This is a genomic window from Testudinibacter sp. 'clade 2', assembly GCF_006227735.1.
In the GTDB taxonomy this organism is placed as follows: Bacteria; Pseudomonadota; Gammaproteobacteria; order Enterobacterales; family Pasteurellaceae; genus Chelonobacter.
The window spans coordinates 1-16,020 of record NZ_VDHB01000099.1; the positions used below are offsets into that span (position 1 = coordinate 1).

The 16,020-nt window shown below is 45.4% G+C and carries 19 protein-coding genes and 1 other RNA gene; 15 read left to right on the plus strand and 5 right to left on the minus strand.

Annotation, left to right across the window (positions count from 1 at the left end):
* Both FHQ30_RS08470 and FHQ30_RS08475 read left to right on the plus strand, forming a co-directional pair.
* Positions 1-323, plus strand: a 323-nt coding sequence (locus tag FHQ30_RS08470; RefSeq protein ID WP_176552767.1) for a transposase, incomplete at its 5' end; no start/stop codon positions are given.
* A gap of 98 nt (positions 324-421) precedes the next feature.
* On the plus strand, positions 422-871 hold the full coding sequence (locus tag FHQ30_RS08475) for a DMT family transporter (protein ID WP_267963879.1): 450 nt from the start codon (positions 422-424) through the stop codon (positions 869-871).
* Positions 872-919: 48 nt separating this feature from the next.
* Here FHQ30_RS08475 and phoU read toward each other — a convergent pair whose 3' ends face one another.
* From phoU to pstS, 5 genes are all read right to left on the minus strand, one after another.
* On the minus strand, positions 920-1,609 hold the full coding sequence (gene phoU, locus FHQ30_RS08480) for a phosphate signaling complex protein PhoU (RefSeq protein ID WP_132967083.1): 690 nt from the start codon (positions 1,607-1,609) through the stop codon (positions 920-922).
* Positions 1,610-1,651: 42 nt separating this feature from the next.
* The gene (pstB, locus tag FHQ30_RS08485) at positions 1,652-2,440 is read right to left on the minus strand and encodes a phosphate ABC transporter ATP-binding protein PstB (protein WP_139612219.1); all 789 of its coding nucleotides are present in this window, start codon (positions 2,438-2,440) and stop codon (positions 1,652-1,654) included.
* 10 nt (positions 2,441-2,450) lie between these two features.
* On the minus strand, positions 2,451-3,329 hold the full coding sequence (gene pstA / locus FHQ30_RS08490; protein ID WP_139612218.1) for a phosphate ABC transporter permease PstA: 879 nt from the start codon (positions 3,327-3,329) through the stop codon (positions 2,451-2,453).
* Positions 3,329-4,288 (minus strand): phosphate ABC transporter permease PstC, encoded by a 960-nt coding sequence (gene pstC, locus FHQ30_RS08495; RefSeq protein ID WP_139612217.1) that lies wholly within the window; start codon positions 4,286-4,288, stop codon positions 3,329-3,331. Before pstC ends, pstA begins: the two co-directional genes overlap by 1 nt.
* Before the next feature lie 72 nt (positions 4,289-4,360).
* Complete coding sequence (pstS, locus tag FHQ30_RS08500) at positions 4,361-5,416, minus strand: phosphate ABC transporter substrate-binding protein PstS (RefSeq protein ID WP_139612216.1); 1,056 nt, start codon at positions 5,414-5,416, stop codon at positions 4,361-4,363.
* A gap of 397 nt (positions 5,417-5,813) precedes the next feature.
* On the opposite strand from pstS, the gene ssrA reads away from it, so the two are divergent.
* The 13 genes from ssrA to FHQ30_RS08565 all read left to right on the plus strand — a co-directional run bounded on the left by ssrA (position 5,814) and on the right by FHQ30_RS08565 (position 15,750).
* Positions 5,814-6,179: a transfer-messenger RNA gene (ssrA, locus tag FHQ30_RS08505) on the plus strand.
* Between the two features lie 184 nt (positions 6,180-6,363).
* Positions 6,364-7,641 carry an integrase arm-type DNA-binding domain-containing protein gene (locus FHQ30_RS08510; RefSeq protein WP_139612215.1) on the plus strand — a complete coding sequence of 426 codons (1,278 nt, stop codon included), beginning with the start codon at positions 6,364-6,366 and terminating at the stop codon, positions 7,639-7,641.
* Positions 7,642-8,050: 409 nt separating this feature from the next.
* Positions 8,051-9,232: a phage major capsid protein gene (locus FHQ30_RS08515; RefSeq protein ID WP_139612214.1), complete on the plus strand. Its 1,182-nt coding sequence runs from the start codon at positions 8,051-8,053 to the stop codon at positions 9,230-9,232.
* Positions 9,233-9,283: 51 nt separating this feature from the next.
* On the plus strand, positions 9,284-9,832 hold the full coding sequence (locus tag FHQ30_RS08520) for an HK97 family phage prohead protease (RefSeq protein ID WP_139612213.1): 549 nt from the start codon (positions 9,284-9,286) through the stop codon (positions 9,830-9,832).
* Position 9,833: 1 nt separating this feature from the next.
* Positions 9,834-11,057 (plus strand): phage portal protein, encoded by a 1,224-nt coding sequence (locus FHQ30_RS08525; RefSeq protein WP_139612212.1) that lies wholly within the window; start codon positions 9,834-9,836, stop codon positions 11,055-11,057.
* Complete coding sequence (locus FHQ30_RS08530; protein ID WP_139612222.1) at positions 11,041-11,382, plus strand: phage head closure protein; 342 nt, start codon at positions 11,041-11,043, stop codon at positions 11,380-11,382. The genes FHQ30_RS08525 and FHQ30_RS08530 overlap by 17 nt, the downstream gene beginning before the upstream one ends.
* Entirely contained in the window at positions 11,372-11,683 is a 312-nt protein-coding gene (locus FHQ30_RS08535) for a head-tail connector protein (protein ID WP_139612211.1), read from the plus strand. Before FHQ30_RS08530 ends, FHQ30_RS08535 begins: the two co-directional genes overlap by 11 nt.
* A gap of 11 nt (positions 11,684-11,694) precedes the next feature.
* Entirely contained in the window at positions 11,695-12,051 is a 357-nt protein-coding gene (locus FHQ30_RS08540; protein ID WP_139612210.1) for an HNH endonuclease signature motif containing protein, read from the plus strand.
* Positions 12,052-12,268: 217 nt separating this feature from the next.
* Positions 12,269-12,634 (plus strand): phage terminase small subunit P27 family, encoded by a 366-nt coding sequence (locus FHQ30_RS08545; protein ID WP_139612209.1) that lies wholly within the window; start codon positions 12,269-12,271, stop codon positions 12,632-12,634.
* 9 nt (positions 12,635-12,643) lie between these two features.
* Positions 12,644-14,311, plus strand: coding sequence for a terminase large subunit (locus FHQ30_RS08550; RefSeq protein ID WP_139612208.1), 1,668 nt, complete (start codon positions 12,644-12,646; stop codon positions 14,309-14,311).
* Positions 14,312-14,330: 19 nt separating this feature from the next.
* Entirely contained in the window at positions 14,331-14,756 is a 426-nt protein-coding gene (gene gpU / locus FHQ30_RS08555) for a phage tail terminator protein (protein WP_139612207.1), read from the plus strand.
* Between the two features lie 45 nt (positions 14,757-14,801).
* Positions 14,802-15,314: a hypothetical protein gene (locus tag FHQ30_RS08560; protein ID WP_267963878.1), complete on the plus strand. Its 513-nt coding sequence runs from the start codon at positions 14,802-14,804 to the stop codon at positions 15,312-15,314.
* A 61-nt stretch (positions 15,315-15,375) separates the two neighbouring features.
* Complete coding sequence (locus FHQ30_RS08565; RefSeq protein ID WP_139612206.1) at positions 15,376-15,750, plus strand: hypothetical protein; 375 nt, start codon at positions 15,376-15,378, stop codon at positions 15,748-15,750.
* Positions 15,751-16,020: the final 270 nt, after the last annotated feature.

The following is a 16,020-nucleotide window of genomic DNA, read 5'->3' on the forward strand; positions in this document are numbered from 1 at the left end:
GGGCAAAAGTCATTACTCGGCATCTCTATGCCGATGCCATAGACAGAGCCAACACAAGGCGATTAAGCGAGCAAGGCAAAGTATTTTACAAACGCAGGGCTGAAACGGTTGAACGGAGTTTTGCTGATGCGAAACAACACCACAATCACCGCTACGCCCGCTTTCGTGGGGTCACTAAAGTGCAAATCCAATGCTTCTTAGCCGCGATGGCACAAAATATCAAGAAAATTGCTCTACGGGTATGGGCATTGCTGCGCTTTATTTTAGGAAAAATAGCTTTATTAAACGCAGATTCTAAGCCATATAAGCTTCATCTAATCTAAAAAAGTGTTTTGACCCGCTACGCCCAAAATAAAACCCACTAACCATAAAAATTAGTGGGGTTTGTCAGCAGTCTGAAATTAATCCGTTAGGAGATTTTCTGGCATTGCTGGCAGCGCTGGTTTGGGCAATTTACTCGACCCTAATGAAAAAAATCAGTGAATTCGGCTACCGCACTTTGCAAACTACCCGTCGCGCTTTTCTTTACGGCTTGCTGTTTATGCTGCCACTGACCTGTTTGATGCCGTTTAAGTTGGATTTTAGTCTGATCTTAAAACCACAAAATCTGTTTAATCTGCTGTTTCTCGGCTTTGGTGCTTCGGCAATCTGTTTTGTCAGTTGGAATTATGCGGTCAAGGTGCTCGGCACGGTGAAAACCAGCCTGTATATCTATCTGGCGCCGGTGGTGACGGTGATCAGCGCCGTCTGGATTTTGGACGAGCAATTAAGCTATTTTTCCATTGCGGGCATTGTGTTGATCTTATTGGGGTTGGCAATCTCGGAAAAAAAAAGCGGAGAAAAAGGCAGACAAAAAAGCAAGCAACGTTAAATCACCATAAGCGCCACTTGCCTAAAATACTGTTAATCCAAGCTGGTATTAAAAAACCGTTTCCGCCACATCACGAATATCTTTCCCTTTGAGATAATAATAGATAAATTCACAAATATTTTGGCAGCGGTCACCAATCCGTTCAATCGCCCGTGCGGTCAAAATTGCCGTCAGCAGACTATCAACACTTTCAGGGCGCTTTTTCATACCGGCTTTCGCATCCAGTGTAATCTCTTTATAACGTTCATCAATTTTGATATCACGTGCATAAACGCTTTTGGCTTCGTCCAAACTCATACTGGAAAAGGCACGCAGCGTATCGTGCAGCATCGCAATTGCGTCTTGCGCCATCACATCAATTTTATCCAGCAAGGTTTTTTCAATCGTAATATCATCGTGAAGTGCGGTCTGGCTCATTTTATCCACCGAATCACCGATCCGCTCCAATTCCGCAGCGACTTTTAAAATGGTGATGATAAAGCGCAAGTCATCGGCGAGTGGCTGGCGACGGGCAATCAAGGTCACACAAGCCTCGTCAACCGCCACTTCCAGCGCATTGACCTGTTCGTCCGCCGCGACCACATCACGCGCATTGATCTCATCACTGCCTCGGATCACTTTGAGGGCATCGTGCAATTGGTTCTGTACTAAGCTTCCCATGGTCAACAATAGCGATAATAAGTGGTTGAGATCCTTGTCATATTGTCTGACGATATGTTGTTTTTCATTAAGTGTCATGCTGTTCTCCTTTTAAACGATATTGCTGTCACCGCGAGGCGGTTAACCGAAACGTCCGGTAATGTAATCTGCGGTTCTGCTGTCTCTTGGTCGATTAAACATTATCTCTGTTTCGCCGTGTTCGATAATATCACCCAAATACATAAACACTGTATAATCCGAACAACGTGCCGCCTGCTGCATATTGTGGGTGACGATCACCACCGTGTAATCTTTCTTTAGCTCCAAAATCAAATCTTCGATCATGCCGGTCGAAATCGGATCCAACGCCGAGCAAGGTTCGTCCAACAGTAGCACTTCCGGTTTTATCGCAATACCACGCGCAATGCAAAGTCGCTGCTGTTGTCCGCCCGACAAGCTGTAACCGCTCTTATGCAGTTTGTCTTTGGTTTCGTTCCAAAGTGCGGCTTTGCTCAGCGCCCACTCTACCCGCTCATCCATTTCAGGCTTCGACAATTTTTCGAATAAACGTACTCCGAAGGCAATATTATCATAAATCGACATCGGAAACGGGGTCGGCTTTTGGAACACCATGCCGACTTTGGCACGCAGCAGCGAAATATCTTTTTTGCTGCCGATGATGTCTTCGCCGTCCAACAAAATTTGCCCTTCTGCCCGTTGCTCCGGATATAAGGCGTACATTTTGTTAAACGTTCGCAGCAAGGTGGATTTGCCACACCCGGACGGTCCGATAAACGCCGTCACTTTATTGGCTTCAATATCCAAATTGATATTTTTTAGCGCATGAAAATCGCTATAGTAGAAGTTTAAGTCTTTGACCTCGAGAATTTTTTTACCCGGTTCGCTCTTATTTAAATTAATAATTCCCATCGCTTATTCCTTATTTCTTTTCTCTATTTTTAAACACAACACGCGCCAGCACGTTCAGCAGCAACACCGCAAAGGTGATGATCAACACCCCGGTCCACGCCAGCTCTTGCCAGTTGGTGAAGGGGCTGGAGGCAAATTTATAGATTGTCATCGGCAAGCTCGCCATCGGTTTACTCATATCCAAACTCCAGAATTGGTTGGACAGTGCGGTAAACATCAAAGGCGCGGTTTCACCGGCTATTCGGGCAACACTCAACAGCACACCGGTGATGACGCCGGCAGTTGAAGCACGCAAGGTGATCGACAGGATCATTTTCCATTTCGGTGTTCCCAAAGCATAAGCCGCTTCACGTAAGCCGTTCGGGATCAAATTCAGCATATTTTCGGTGGTACGGATCACAATCGGCACCTGCAACAGCGCCAACGCCACCACACCCGCCCAGCCGGAAAAATTGCCGAACGGCGCTACCAGCAGTACATATACGAACAATCCAATCACAATCGACGGCGCCGACAGCAAAATATCATTAACAAACCGCATCACTTCCGCCAACAATGATTTTTTACCGTATTCGGAAAGATAAATCCCAACCAAAATCCCCAACGGTGTGCCGATAAAAGTAGCAAACACCACCATCATCAAGCTGCCCATAATCGCATTCGCCAGACCGCCGACTTCGGCATTCGGCGCAGGTGTCATTTCGAGAAAAGTAGCAAGAGAAAGCCCTGCCATCCCTTTTTGCAAGGTGGTAAACAAAATCCAGACCAGCCAGATTAAGCCGAACACCATTGCCAACATCGCAATCCCAATTGCAATATTGTTGATAATCCGGCGTTTGTTTTGTAACCGCACTTTGACTTTTTCATACTGATTATTTGTGATGCCCATTATTTGGCTCCCTCATTTTTAGATAAGCGACGCACCAATAATTTGGAGATAATCAACACGACTAAGGTAATCGCAAACAGGATTAAGCCCAACTCCATCAACGCCGAAATGTGCATATCCGATTCCGCTTCGGCAAATTCATTGGCAATCGCAGAGGTGATACTGTTACTCGGCATATACAGCGACAAACTGTCGAGCTGATAGGCATTGCCGATCACAAAAGTGACCGCCATCGTTTCGCCCAAGGCACGCCCCAAACCCAGCATAATTGCACCGACTACACCGCTTTTGGTATAAGGTAACACAATGCGCCACACCACTTCCCAAGTGGTGCAACCGACCCCGTAAGCCGACTCTTTCATCAGTGCCGGGGTCTGTTCAAACACATCACGCATAACCGAAGCGATATAAGGAATGATCATAATCGCCAGAATAATCCCGGCAGCGAGAATCCCGATGCCGAAGCTCGGGCCGGAGAACAGCGAACCGATAATCGGAAAGCCCGACACCACTTCGCCCAGCGGACGCTGAAAATATTTAGCAAACAGCGGCGCAAAAATAAAAAAGCCCCACATGCCATAAACAATACTTGGCACTGCCGCCAACAATTCGATTGCAGTTCCCAACGGACGACGCAGCCACATTGGCGCCAATTCGGTCAGGAAGAAAGCAATGCCGAAACTGGCCGGTACCGCAATAATCAAAGCAATTAATGAGGTGACTAAAGTACCGTAAATCGGCACCAACGCCCCATATTGATCCATCGGCGGATTCCACTCTTTTGACCACAAGAAAGAGAAACCGAACTCTTTGATTGCTGGCAGGGAAGAAATAATCAGCGAAAGAATGATCCCGCCCAGAATCAACAACGTCAGATAAGTGGAAAATCTGACCAGTGATTCAAAAAAAATATCACCTTTCTTACCGGGTGATATTACTGTTGCGGATTTATTTGACATATAACGTCCTTTATAAGTCCATTTTTAGACAATAGAACAGTGTGCGCTAACACACCGTTCCATTAACACCATTTAGTAAAGCGCTTTGCCGTCTTTGCCAACAATATTGGCTTTCCAAGCTGATTTAATCGTGTCAACCACTGAGGTCGGCAACACCGCATAATCTAACGCAAGGGCTTCATCACCGCCTTTGTCTAATGCCCATTCGAAAAATTTCAAGGTTTCAGCCGCTCTTTCAGCACTACCCGGCTGTTTTTCTAGCAAAATAAACGTAGTTGAGGTGATTGGCCACGCGTTTGCGCCTTTTTGTTGAGTCAAGTCTTGTGCGAAAGAGTGACTCCAGTCGGCACCGGCAGCAGCATTGCTGAAGCTATCTGAACTCGGTCTGACCACTTCACCGTCGGCAGACACTAAGCTGGCATACGGCAAATTATTTTGTTTGGCATAGGCGTATTCGACATAACCGATTGCACCATCAAGTTGTTGGATTGAAGCGGAAACCCCTTCGTTACCCTTGCCGCCAAAAGAACCCGGCGCCCACTGTACTGTTGAACCGGCACCGACTTTCTCTTTCCACTCGGCACTGACTTTTGACAGATAGCTGGTGAACACAAACGTTGTTCCCGAGCCATCGGCACGGCGAATCACGGCGATGTCTTTATTCGGCAAATTCAAATTAGGGTTCAGCTTTTTGATGGCTTCATCATTCCATTTTTTAACTTTGCCCAAATAGATATTAGCAACAGTTTCTCCGTCTAACACCAACTCACCGCTCTTAACATCGTCCAAGTGCACTGCCAAAACCACACCGCCAATCACCGTAGGGAATTGGAACAAGTTTTCTTTCGCCAACTCATCATCTTTCATCGGCGCATCAGTCGCCCCGAAATCAACGGTTTTAGCAATAATTTGTTTTTTACCGCCGGAAGAACCGATACTTTGATAGTTAACGCGATTTTTAGTCTCTTTTTGGTAAGTGTCCGCCCATTTGGCATAAACCGGAGCCGGGAAAGAAGCACCAGCGCCGGTAATGTCAACCGCACTTGCTACTCCGGCAGACAAAACCATCGCAGAACCCATCAGAGTGAACAGCGAAGTACGAACCAATTTATTTTTAATAGCTTTCATAATGTCTCCTTAAATAAAATTTGAAATCTTTATCGGCAAAACTAATTGAACAAACCGTTTTCTGATATGCCCATCCCACAACTTGTGCACAAATATAGATCAAAAATTTGCTCGATCAAGCTGTTTTTTTCATCTAAAAAGTGACAAAATAAATAGCTATGAAACTATTATTAATTTATTATCATTATGAAATATAATATTTTTTTATTTTTGTCATATAACTGTCATAAAACAAAAAAGTTCAACTGCTTATTTTTCGAACAGTGAGCGAACTATTTGCAATCCTTTCCTAATTTTCACGCTTCCACTTTGTTATTCTTCAAAAATGACGACTAAAGATAAAAAAGGATAATCCTTTTGTTTGACGCTATTTTTTGCTAATATAACAAACCTATTTGGGGCTGATTCTGGATTCGACGGGATTGGCGAAGCCCAAGGTGCATGTCGAGGTGCGGTAGGCCTCGTAAACAAACCGCAAAACAATAGTCGCAAACGACGAAAACTACGCTTTAGCAGCTTAATAACCTGCTCTTAGCCTTCTCTCCCCAGCTTCCGCTCGTAAGGCGGGGATCAAGAGGAGTCAAACCCAAACGAGATCGCGTGGACGCCTCCGCTTGCGGATCGAAACGTTAAATTGAATCAAGCTAGCTTATCTGTCGCGTGTCTGTCCGCAGTGGGTAAGTGAAATCAAAGACTGACTAAACATGTAGGACTGAAGGTAGAGTAATTTCGGACGCGGGTTCAACTCCCGCCAGCTCCACCAAAAAACATATCGTTACTGTTCGTAACTTATCGGAAAGCCTAGAGAATACAAGCCTCTAGGCTTTTTTCTTGTTCGTAGCTTACCGTTTCTTTTCGTCTTAAATCGGACTTTTTTGTACTCTCTTTTGTACTCTCTGCTAAAATGCCAAAAAGTTGAGAGTACAAAAAACGCTGGAAACCGCAATATGCCTAAGATAACGAAGCCTTTAACTAATACTGAAATCGAGAAATTAAAAGCCAAAAATACAGCCTATGATTCACGAACTGATGGTGGTGGATTGTATATGAGAATTTCGCCAAGCGGTGGCAAATCATGGCGGCTAAAATATACAAAACCAAACAGCGCAACACGCACCAATATTTTTATTGGCAGTTACCCGGCCGTTTCTTTGGCTCAAGCACGCATGAAGCGGAAAGAAATTCAGGCTTTACTAGCTCAAAATATCGATCCACAACTCTACCAACAACAAGAAACCGAACGGCAGCAACAGGCGGATAATAATACCTTTGCCAAAATTGCAGCGGCATGGTTTGAAGAACGCAAAACCCGTGCCCGCTTTTCAGAGAAAACAGCTGCTGACACCTGGAGCATGATCGAACGCCATATCATCCCGCACTTTGGCGAATTGCCAATAACACAAATTACCGCACTTATGGCCATCAATGCGTTTAAGCCATTACAGATCAGAGGAACGCTGGAAACCTTAAAGCGGGCAATTCAAAAAATGAATGAAATCATGACTTACGCCCTACACCGGGGAATTATTGAGAGTAATCCAATTGCCAATATTGGAAAAGAGTTCGATAGCCCAACCGTTACCCACATGAAAGCAATCCAACCGGAACAATTGGGCGAATTTTTGACAGCCCTCTCAAATGCGAATTTAACGCTCACTACACGGCTTTTGATTCAATGGCAACTATTGACCATGACACGCCCAGCAGAAGCCGCCACAGCACGCTACAGCGATATAAACGAGAAAGAAAGAATATGGACTATCTACATTCAAAAAGGTTTAAAAACGACTGACGAGGGACGAGAGCATAAAGTTACGCTATCAAGGCAGGCTATCGCCGTTCTTCACGAAGTTAAAAAGCTCAGCGGTGGCAAAACGTATTTATTCCCTGGTATTAAAAACCCGTCAAGTCATATAGATCCACAAACTGCTAACGCTGCCATTAAAAGAATTGGTTATCATGGTAAGCTGGTGGCACATGGAATGCGAGCCATAGCCAGCACCGCATTAAACGAAGCCAGAACACCCGACGGTTTACGCCGCTTTGATAAAGATTTGATCGAGGTGGCACTATCACATATCAACAATGATGATGTGCGCATGGCTTACTTGAGAGCCGAATATCTGCCACATCGTTTTGATATGCTGCAGTGGTGGGGTGATTATGTTGAACAAGCCGCACAAAACGCTATACCAAGGTTTCATCTTCAAGTTGTCAATGCTTAAGCCAAGAGAACACTAGCCAGCCTTTCCTGTTGGCTTTTTATATAATAGTATTATTTTTTTAAACTTTTATGTTTTTATCTACTTATCTATTTATTTACTCTTATATATATTTATTTTTTTGATTTCTAAAGAAAAAATATAAGTAGATGAATAAATAGATAAAGAATAGGTAAGGGGATAAAAGTAGGTTTATCAATTTCATTCCTTGGCACAAGTAAGATCGAGAAAAACGCCCAATTCATGAAAAAATTCGATTATTAGAAAATCCTTTTGTAAATTCCTTGTTCGTATCCTTTCGCACCCTATCGCTTTAAAAACCCTCTATTTACAACGCCTTAGAAGTGTTTATCTTATGATATGGGCTACTTGTAGCCGTCTTAATTAAGATAACTTTCAAGGGATTAATCACATGTTTAAAAAACTTCTCGAATTACGCCAACAAAAGGCGAAACTGGCGGAGGATATGCGCAATTTGCTGACCCAAGCCGAAACCGAGAACCGCAACTTGTCAGAGGCAGAAGCAAAAACCTTTGATGAACTACGTTCTCAAGCCGCCACCCTAAAAACTGATATTGAGCGTTACGAATCGTTAGCCGATGAAGAGCGCAGCCAAGGCGGGCAACCGGTGGAGACTAAAACAGTGCAGTTTAGCAATGATGAACTACGCCACTACATTAAAACGGGTGAGTTACGTTCCTTATCCACTACCGCCAATGATGACGGTGGCTATACGGTAATTCCGCAGCTGGATAAGCAAGTGATGACCCGCTTGACAGATGACAGTGTTATGCGTCAAATCTGTCATGTGGTGCGCTTGCCCGTTGGGGCGAAAGAGTTCAAAAAATTAGTCTCTGCCGGTGGTGCCACTGTTCAACACGGCACCGAAGGAACCGCCCGCACTGAAACCAATACGGCAAAATTGAACGAGGTGACCATTGCACTTAATGCGATTTATGCCTATCCGAAAACCACTCAGGAAATTCTGGATTTTAGCTCGATTGATATTTTGGATTGGCTTTCAGAAGAAATCAGCGAAACCTTTACCGAAACCGAAGAATCAGACTTAACCAGTGGTGACGGCACGAAGAAAGCCAAAGGGTTATTAACCTATGCCCGTACGGCTACTGCCGACAAAACTCGTGCTTTTGGCACCCTTCAAAAATTGGAAGTGGCAAATGCTGCAGGTATTACCGCCGATAGCTTGATTGACTTGTTCTACACCTTACACAGTAAATATCGCAAAAATGCGGTGTGGGTGATGAGTTCAGCCATTGCGGCTCAGTTGCAAAAACTGAAAAACGGTAACGGTGATTATATCTGGCGTGATGGGTTGACTGCCGGTGCGCCCGCTACGCTGTTAGGCTTGCCTGTTCACTATTTGGAAACCATGCCGACAGGCGGTGCAGGTAAAGCCGTGATCGCACTAGGTGACTTCAATCGGGGTTACTACATTATTGACCACGCCACCGGCGTTCGCACCCGTCCGGATAATATTACCGAACCGGGCTTTTATAAAGTCCATACCGATAAATATTTGGGTGGTGGTGTGGTGGATTCCAACGCCATCAAATTTATTGAAACCAAGGCATAAGCCAAGGGAATCAGGGGGCGGCAAGTCCCCTTTTTTATCAGTAGGGATAGTATGAAAGAATTTGAAATCCGGTCATCAGAAATCAGTTGTGATCATCAAAAATTAATCGGCTATGTGGTGCGTTGGAACAGCCAGTCTAAACCGCTATGGGATTTTGTCGAGCAGTTTGCCCCCAATGCGTTTGCGGAATCGTTAGCCGAGGGGCAAGATGTACGAGCGTTGTTTGAACACGACCACACTAAATTACTGGGCAGAACCACCGCCGGCACGTTATCACTGGTAGAGGATAATATCGGCTTACGCTTTGAGCTGGTGCCACCTGACACCACATTAGGGCGTGATTTATTGGTATCGGTTGAGCGTGGCGATATTTCCGGTATGTCATTTGGTTTTCGCACTTTAAGCGATTCATGGGATTTTGAACAAGAGCCGATTTTGCGCACGGTAAACCGTGCCGAGTTGGTGGAAATCACCATCACCAGCATTCCGGCCTATCCGGAAAGCAGTGTTCAGATCGCTAAACGCTCAATGGCAGAAGCCCGAAAACAACATAACCCAACCGCACTATTAAGCCGTTGGGCTGAGTTGGCGGGGGTGTGAGATGTGGCCATTCAAACGCAAAACAGAACAACGCAATGCTTTCACCGTTGATGAGTATTTATCTTACCTAGGGGCAAGTAATACCGGCGCAGGGGAATTTGTTAGTCCGTCCACGGCTGAAGCCTTGCCCGCCGTGTTGAATGCGGTCACGGTGATCAGTGAAGCGGTGGCGGCTATGCCCTGTTATCTGTATCGCTTGGAAAAAGACGGGCGGGAGCGGGTATTTAACAGTCCGGTAGATTTCTTGCTGAATGAAATGCCAAACCGCAATCAAACACCGTATCAATTCAAATACACGATGATGAGGCATTGCCTGTTAAATGGGAATGCCTATGCGGTGATTGAGTGGGATAAAAGCGGCGAGCCGTTATCCTTAACGCCCTATCCCCCAAGTGCGGTTAATATTCAGCGCAAGCTGGACGGCAGCTATATTTATCAAATCACCGATTTAAGCGGTAAAGTTAAAACCTATCTACAGGACGAGATTTTACACTTGCGCCATTCGTCCGATGACGGCTTTATCGGGCGTTCCCCGATTACGATTTGCCGGGAAACGATAGGGCTAGGATTAGCACAGCAACGCCACGGTTCGGCAGTGATGAAAAACGGTTTAATGCCAAGCGGGATTATCACAACAGCGGAATGGCTGGACGGGGTTAAGGGTGAAAAAACATTAAAATCGCTTGATCGCTACCGTGGTGCCGCCAATGCGGGGAAAACGCCGGTACTTGAGGGTTCAATGGACTATAAACAGCTTGGCATGACCAACCAAGATGCCGAGTGGTTACAGAGCCGCACGTTTACCATCAGCGATATTGCCCGAATTTTCAATATCAGCCCGATTTTTTTACAGGACTATTCCAACAGCAGCTACAGCAATTTCAGTGAAGCGAGCCGGGCATTCTTATCACAAACCTTGCGCCCGTGGCTGACAAATTTTGAACAGCAGTTAAAAGACGCCTTAATGGTGGATTTAAACCGCACTTCCCCACGCTATCTGATTGAGTTTGATACCAGCGATTTATTGCGCACCAGTCAGAATGACCGCTTCAATAGTTACGACGTGGCGATTAAATCCGGGGTGATGTGCCCGAATGAAGTCCGCCGCAAAGAGGGTTTAACCCCGTATGCGGGTGGCGAGGAATTTAGCCAAGCATGGAAGCAGACCGTTGAAGTGAAAAAAGGCAGCAGCAAAAAAGAGGCGGATGATGGCAAGAATGATTAATGCGGGACGCTATAACAAGCAAGTCACCATCCAACGCCCGATTAGTACCCCGAACAATTACGGACACCACACAACCACATGGGAAGATGTGGCAACCGTTCATGCTGCCGTTGAACCGTTACAAGGGCGGGAATACTTTAGCGGTCCGTACATGATGGGTGAAAACATTATCCGGGTGCGCATTCGCTACCTGCCGAATATCAACAACAAAATGCGGTTGAAATACGGTGATCGCCTATTGGCGATTTATTCCGTAATAGACAGCCGAGAGAGCCACCGAGAAATTCAATTGATGTGTAAAGAGGGGGAAGCCTATGCCCGGTAATTTAATCAGCTTAGACGAAGCCAAGGCACAGTTAAGTTTGGATCACAATATGGATGATAGCCTGATTCAGGGTTATATCGCTGCCGCCCTTGAGGTGGCACAGACACATATCGGCAAAACCTTTGGCGATAGTCTGACAGCAGAGACAGTACCCTTCAATCAGTCTATCAAGATTGGCTGTTTGATGTATGTCGGTCATCTCTATGCCAATCGAGAGATAACCACCGATACCGCACTTCACATGGTACCGATGGCAATCAGTGCGTTATGGAATGTGTACCGTGAACCCGGTTTATATTGAGGTGGTGGCTTATGCCCTTTCAGCCCTTACGACGCTGTACCTATCCCGGTTGCCGTAATAAGGTGCAATCCGGACGGTGTGACGAACACAAGCCCAAGGATAACCGCCCGTCCGCCGCACAACGTGGCTATGATAGCCGTTGGAGTAAGTACCGGGCGCAATACCTCAAGGCGCACCCGCTATGTGTGATGTGCTTAGCCAAGGGCAAGTACACCCCGGCAACGGTGATAGACCACATCAAGCCAATAGAGAACGGTCAAGCCGATCCACTGTTCTGGGCTGCCGACAATCATCAAGCACTATGCCGTGACTGTCACAGCTACAAGACCAGAGTGATAGACAATCGTGGCTTTGGTGCGAAGAAGTAACGTTCCCGAAAGTTAGGGAGCGTACGCCATAGTTAAGCACGCTAAGTGAATGATAATAACATATTGATATTGAATGACTTTAATTTGATAAGCACGTTTTGAATAGCAGTAAGCAAGGGGTGGGGGGAGTTTCAAAAACAAAGTGGCTTCCCTTAAGAACCGCCCGCCCCTTCTAATTTTTACGCACGATGATTTTTTTGAAAATATAGGACACACAATGACGAGACGCAAAACCCCGAAAGCCCCGGATTATCTGGACGATACCGCTAAAGCGCAATGGAAAGCCCGAATCAAACAACTGTTTGAGCGGGGCGATATTCAAGACGCCGATTTAGTTCACCTTGAAATGTACTGCTTAAACTACTCTCTTTATCGCCGGGCAGTCCAAGACTTGGCAGAGCGTGGCTTTTCGATCACCAATTCCCAAGGCACCGAAGCCCGCAACCCGGCACTGACTGCCAAAGCCGACGCAGAAAAAATCATGATCAAAATGTCGTCCTTACTTGGCTTCGATCCGGTCAGCCGCCGCAGAACCCCAATCGAAACCGAGGAAGTAGACGAATTAGACCGTTTGAGCGCATAGGACATTATTGTGAACGAATGGCATAACTACGCAAAAGCGGTGGAAAATGGCACGATTATAGCGTGTAAACGCATAAAACAGGCAGTTGCACGCTATTTTGCCGATTTGAAAAACCCGCAATACACCTTTGACGACAGCATTGTTCACAAGTTTATTGCCTTTGCCAAGCTATGCCCGCATGTGAAAGGACATTTGCGAGGACAACCGATTGAGTTGTCGGACTGGCAAATCTTTCTGTTTGCGAATCTGCTTGGGTTTAAACACAACGATACCGGATTGCGGAAGTATCGTTCTGCTTATGTCCAAGTAGCACGTAAAAATGCCAAATCTACCGTTGCTGCCGTGTTGGCTAACTGGTTTTTGATTATGGAGCCGGGTCAACAAGATATTTACACTGCCGCCGTCAGCCGGGACCAAGCCCGAATTGTGTTTGATGACGCGCGCCAAATGTGCCTACTGTCAAAACCGCTTAAAAAACGGGTCAATATACTGCAGCATAAAATGATCTACCCGAAGAACAACAGCCTTATGCGCCCACTGGCGGCAAAGTCCAGCACCATAGAGGGAACAAACCCCAGCCTAGCCATTGTGGACGAGTACCACTTACACAGCGATAACAGCGTGTACAGCGCACTGGAATTAGGGCAAGGCGCACGCCCCGAGGGATTGCTATTTGCGATCACCACCGCCGGAAGCAATGTGATTTCTGCCTGTAAACAACATTATGATTACTGCTGCCAAATTTTAGACGGCAACGAGCAGAACGATTCATTATTCGTGCTGATTTTTGAACTGGACGAAGAGAGCGAAATAGACAACCCAGACAATTGGATCAAGGCTAATCCGAATATTGGCAAATCGATACCGCACTTAGACTTTGAAAACACCATCAAGAAAGCGCGCGGCATACCGTCGGAATGGGTGGAAATGCTGACAAAACGCTTTAATGTGTGGTGCCAAGGCTCGACACCGTGGCTAGGTGATGGCAACTGGGCTGCTTGTCAACGAGATTACAGCGAGGACGATTTACACCTCAAAGAATGCTATATGGGCTTGGATTTATCCAGCACCAACGATTTAACCAGCGTATGTTATGCCTTTCCGCACGGTAACAAAGTGCGGCTATATGCCCGGCACTACATCCCCGAATTTCAGCTGAACAACGTGGCCAACAAGAACCGGGCTATCTATCGGCAATGGGTGCGCCAAGGTTGGTTACGCACTACCGAGGGCGATTGTATTGACTATGACACGATTCGAGATGACATTTTAAAAGACGCAGAACGTTTTGGCATCAATACGATTGGCTTTGACGTCTGGAACGCCACGCACCTCAGAACCCAATTACAAGGCGCAGGGCTTGAAGTAGAGCCATTCCCGCAAACGTATCAACGCTTCAGTCCAGTGGCGAAATCGGCGGAAGTGCTGATTAATCGGCAGGTCATCGAACACAACGGCGATCCGGTTTTAACATGGGCGCTGTCTAATGTGGTGATGGAAACCGACGCCAACGCCAACATCAAGCCCAACAAAAAGAAATCGGCTAACAAGATTGACCCAGCGATTGCCTTTTTAATGGCGTTCGGCACCTATCAACTGGAATATGGCGATATTGCTTTTGAAATGAGCGAATCGCACAAAACCGCCCTTGATAATTTCAACGGCATAGATTTATAACCAAGCAAGGAGTAACACAATGCAACAAGCTAAAGCAATCCGTAATCACGTTTTTTCACACCTGAGCGGACATTTTCCCGAAATCCGATTTTACCACAACGGGCATTTACTGGTTTTGAATGAAGCCGAATTTCCGGCGTTGTCGGTTTACATTGACGAATTACAAACCGATAGTGACGATTTATGCGGCAGTTACTGGAGTGGGAAATTAAACGTTTCTTTGTATGTGCCGGCGGTGGTGGCGGAAGAACACTTAGACGATTTGGCGGAAAAGGTGATCCAACATATCCGCAAATTGCCCGCCCTTGACCTTTTGGAATCAAGCAGTCTTGAAAGCATTCAATACAGCACCGATGACGATAACAGCGTATATCGTAACGCCGTGTTGCAATATGCGATCAGCTTTTACCGCAATGACGAAGACAGCGACGAAGACGACGAATAATCACACTGGCGGGCATTCCCCGCCTTTTATCCATAGGGGAAAATCATGGGAATAACGGTAAAAATTACAGGCTTGAGTGAATTAAAAAAAGCAACAAATGCGCTAGAAAAAAAGGTAGTCAATCATCAAAAAACCGCAATACGCAGGGGGTTAAATGCGGGAGCTAAAGAGTTAAAAAATGCAATCAAGCCGCATGTACCCGTTTTAGCAAGTAGCACCCGATTTAGAAAATCTGGCACATTAAAAAAGAGTGTTCGTCATGAAACGACAATTGCCCGAAGCGGGAATAGTGGTAAAACGAAGATTTTTATTAGTGATAAAAACAAAACTTCATCCGTTATTTCTCGAAAAAGAAATAGAAGAGACGCTAAAGGTAGGCTAAGAACCGGACCTATAAAAGTATATCTTAACGATCCGTATTATTGGTATATGGTAGATCGTGGGACGGTCAACATGCGAGGACGCCATTTTATGAAAAAAGGTGAGGATAGAGCATCCGCCGCACTTGAAACGGTAAAGCGCACAGTAGAAAATGAAATTAAAAAAGTCATAAAATAATTGAAATACCCCGCTATTCTTGATACTTTTTAAGTATGATTAACGGTGATAGGGGGTAAAGATGTTCATTTTAGATGCGCTTATTAAATTAGGTTTTTTTCTTTATTTTGTCCCTATCATTATTTTCATTGCATTCTTATTTGTATTTGTTTTTTGGAAGTTTATATTAATCTGGGCGGCTTTTGTTATTGTTGCGGTACTATTTCAACTTCACAATGAAAAACGTAAAGCACAGCTCAGAGATTTAGAGTGGAAAGCGAAGCTAGAAAAAGAAACACAGAGATCGCTATTAGCTCAACAGAAAATGGAAAGCTATCGCCAAGCACAACTGAAGAAAGAGCCTGAGCCACTGCTCAAAGCAACCGGCACAGCAACGTTTATTCCGGCTGCTGGTGGCGAAGAACAAAAGATTAATATCAGTATTACGATCAAATAACCCAATCAAGCACGCCTAGGGTAGCTCCCGAAAGCAAGAAACCTTATCTTGTTGGCGTGTTTCCACTCTTAAGGATAAATGCGAAAGGGGCGTTATGACAGCGCAAAAAGTTTTACCCAAAAAAGCCTATTCAATCAGTGACGCCGTAAAATACATTGCTGGAAATTATAATATAAACGTATCAGAGCATGATCTCCTCGAATACATTCAAAACGGTGAGTTAATAGCCTCGATATATCTAGACGGCAGAATGAATAAAATAGATAGCAT

What these genes read in the sequence shown, in the direction of transcription:
- phoU (WP_132967083.1), bottom strand. Translation starts at nt 1,609, where the DNA reads ATGACACTTAATGAAAAACAACATATCGTCAGACAATATGACAAGGAT.
- pstB (WP_139612219.1), bottom strand. Translation starts at nt 2,440, where the DNA reads ATGGGAATTATTAATTTAAATAAGAGCGAACCGGGTAAAAAAATTCTC.
- pstA (WP_139612218.1), bottom strand. Translation starts at nt 3,329, where the DNA reads ATGGGCATCACAAATAATCAGTATGAAAAAGTCAAAGTGCGGTTACAA.
- pstC (WP_139612217.1), bottom strand. Translation starts at nt 4,288, where the DNA reads ATGTCAAATAAATCCGCAACAGTAATATCACCCGGTAAGAAAGGTGAT.
- pstS (WP_139612216.1), bottom strand. Translation starts at nt 5,416, where the DNA reads ATGAAAGCTATTAAAAATAAATTGGTTCGTACTTCGCTGTTCACTCTG.
- FHQ30_RS08510 (WP_139612215.1), top strand. Translation starts at nt 6,364, where the DNA reads ATGCCTAAGATAACGAAGCCTTTAACTAATACTGAAATCGAGAAATTA.
- FHQ30_RS08515 (WP_139612214.1), top strand. Translation starts at nt 8,051, where the DNA reads ATGTTTAAAAAACTTCTCGAATTACGCCAACAAAAGGCGAAACTGGCG.
- FHQ30_RS08520 (WP_139612213.1), top strand. Translation starts at nt 9,284, where the DNA reads ATGAAAGAATTTGAAATCCGGTCATCAGAAATCAGTTGTGATCATCAA.
- FHQ30_RS08525 (WP_139612212.1), top strand. Translation starts at nt 9,834, where the DNA reads ATGTGGCCATTCAAACGCAAAACAGAACAACGCAATGCTTTCACCGTT.
- FHQ30_RS08530 (WP_139612222.1), top strand. Translation starts at nt 11,041, where the DNA reads ATGGCAAGAATGATTAATGCGGGACGCTATAACAAGCAAGTCACCATC.
- FHQ30_RS08535 (WP_139612211.1), top strand. Translation starts at nt 11,372, where the DNA reads ATGCCCGGTAATTTAATCAGCTTAGACGAAGCCAAGGCACAGTTAAGT.
- FHQ30_RS08540 (WP_139612210.1), top strand. Translation starts at nt 11,695, where the DNA reads ATGCCCTTTCAGCCCTTACGACGCTGTACCTATCCCGGTTGCCGTAAT.
- FHQ30_RS08545 (WP_139612209.1), top strand. Translation starts at nt 12,269, where the DNA reads ATGACGAGACGCAAAACCCCGAAAGCCCCGGATTATCTGGACGATACC.
- gpU (WP_139612207.1), top strand. Translation starts at nt 14,331, where the DNA reads ATGCAACAAGCTAAAGCAATCCGTAATCACGTTTTTTCACACCTGAGC.
- FHQ30_RS08560 (WP_267963878.1), top strand. Translation starts at nt 14,802, where the DNA reads ATGGGAATAACGGTAAAAATTACAGGCTTGAGTGAATTAAAAAAAGCA.
- FHQ30_RS08565 (WP_139612206.1), top strand. Translation starts at nt 15,376, where the DNA reads ATGTTCATTTTAGATGCGCTTATTAAATTAGGTTTTTTTCTTTATTTT.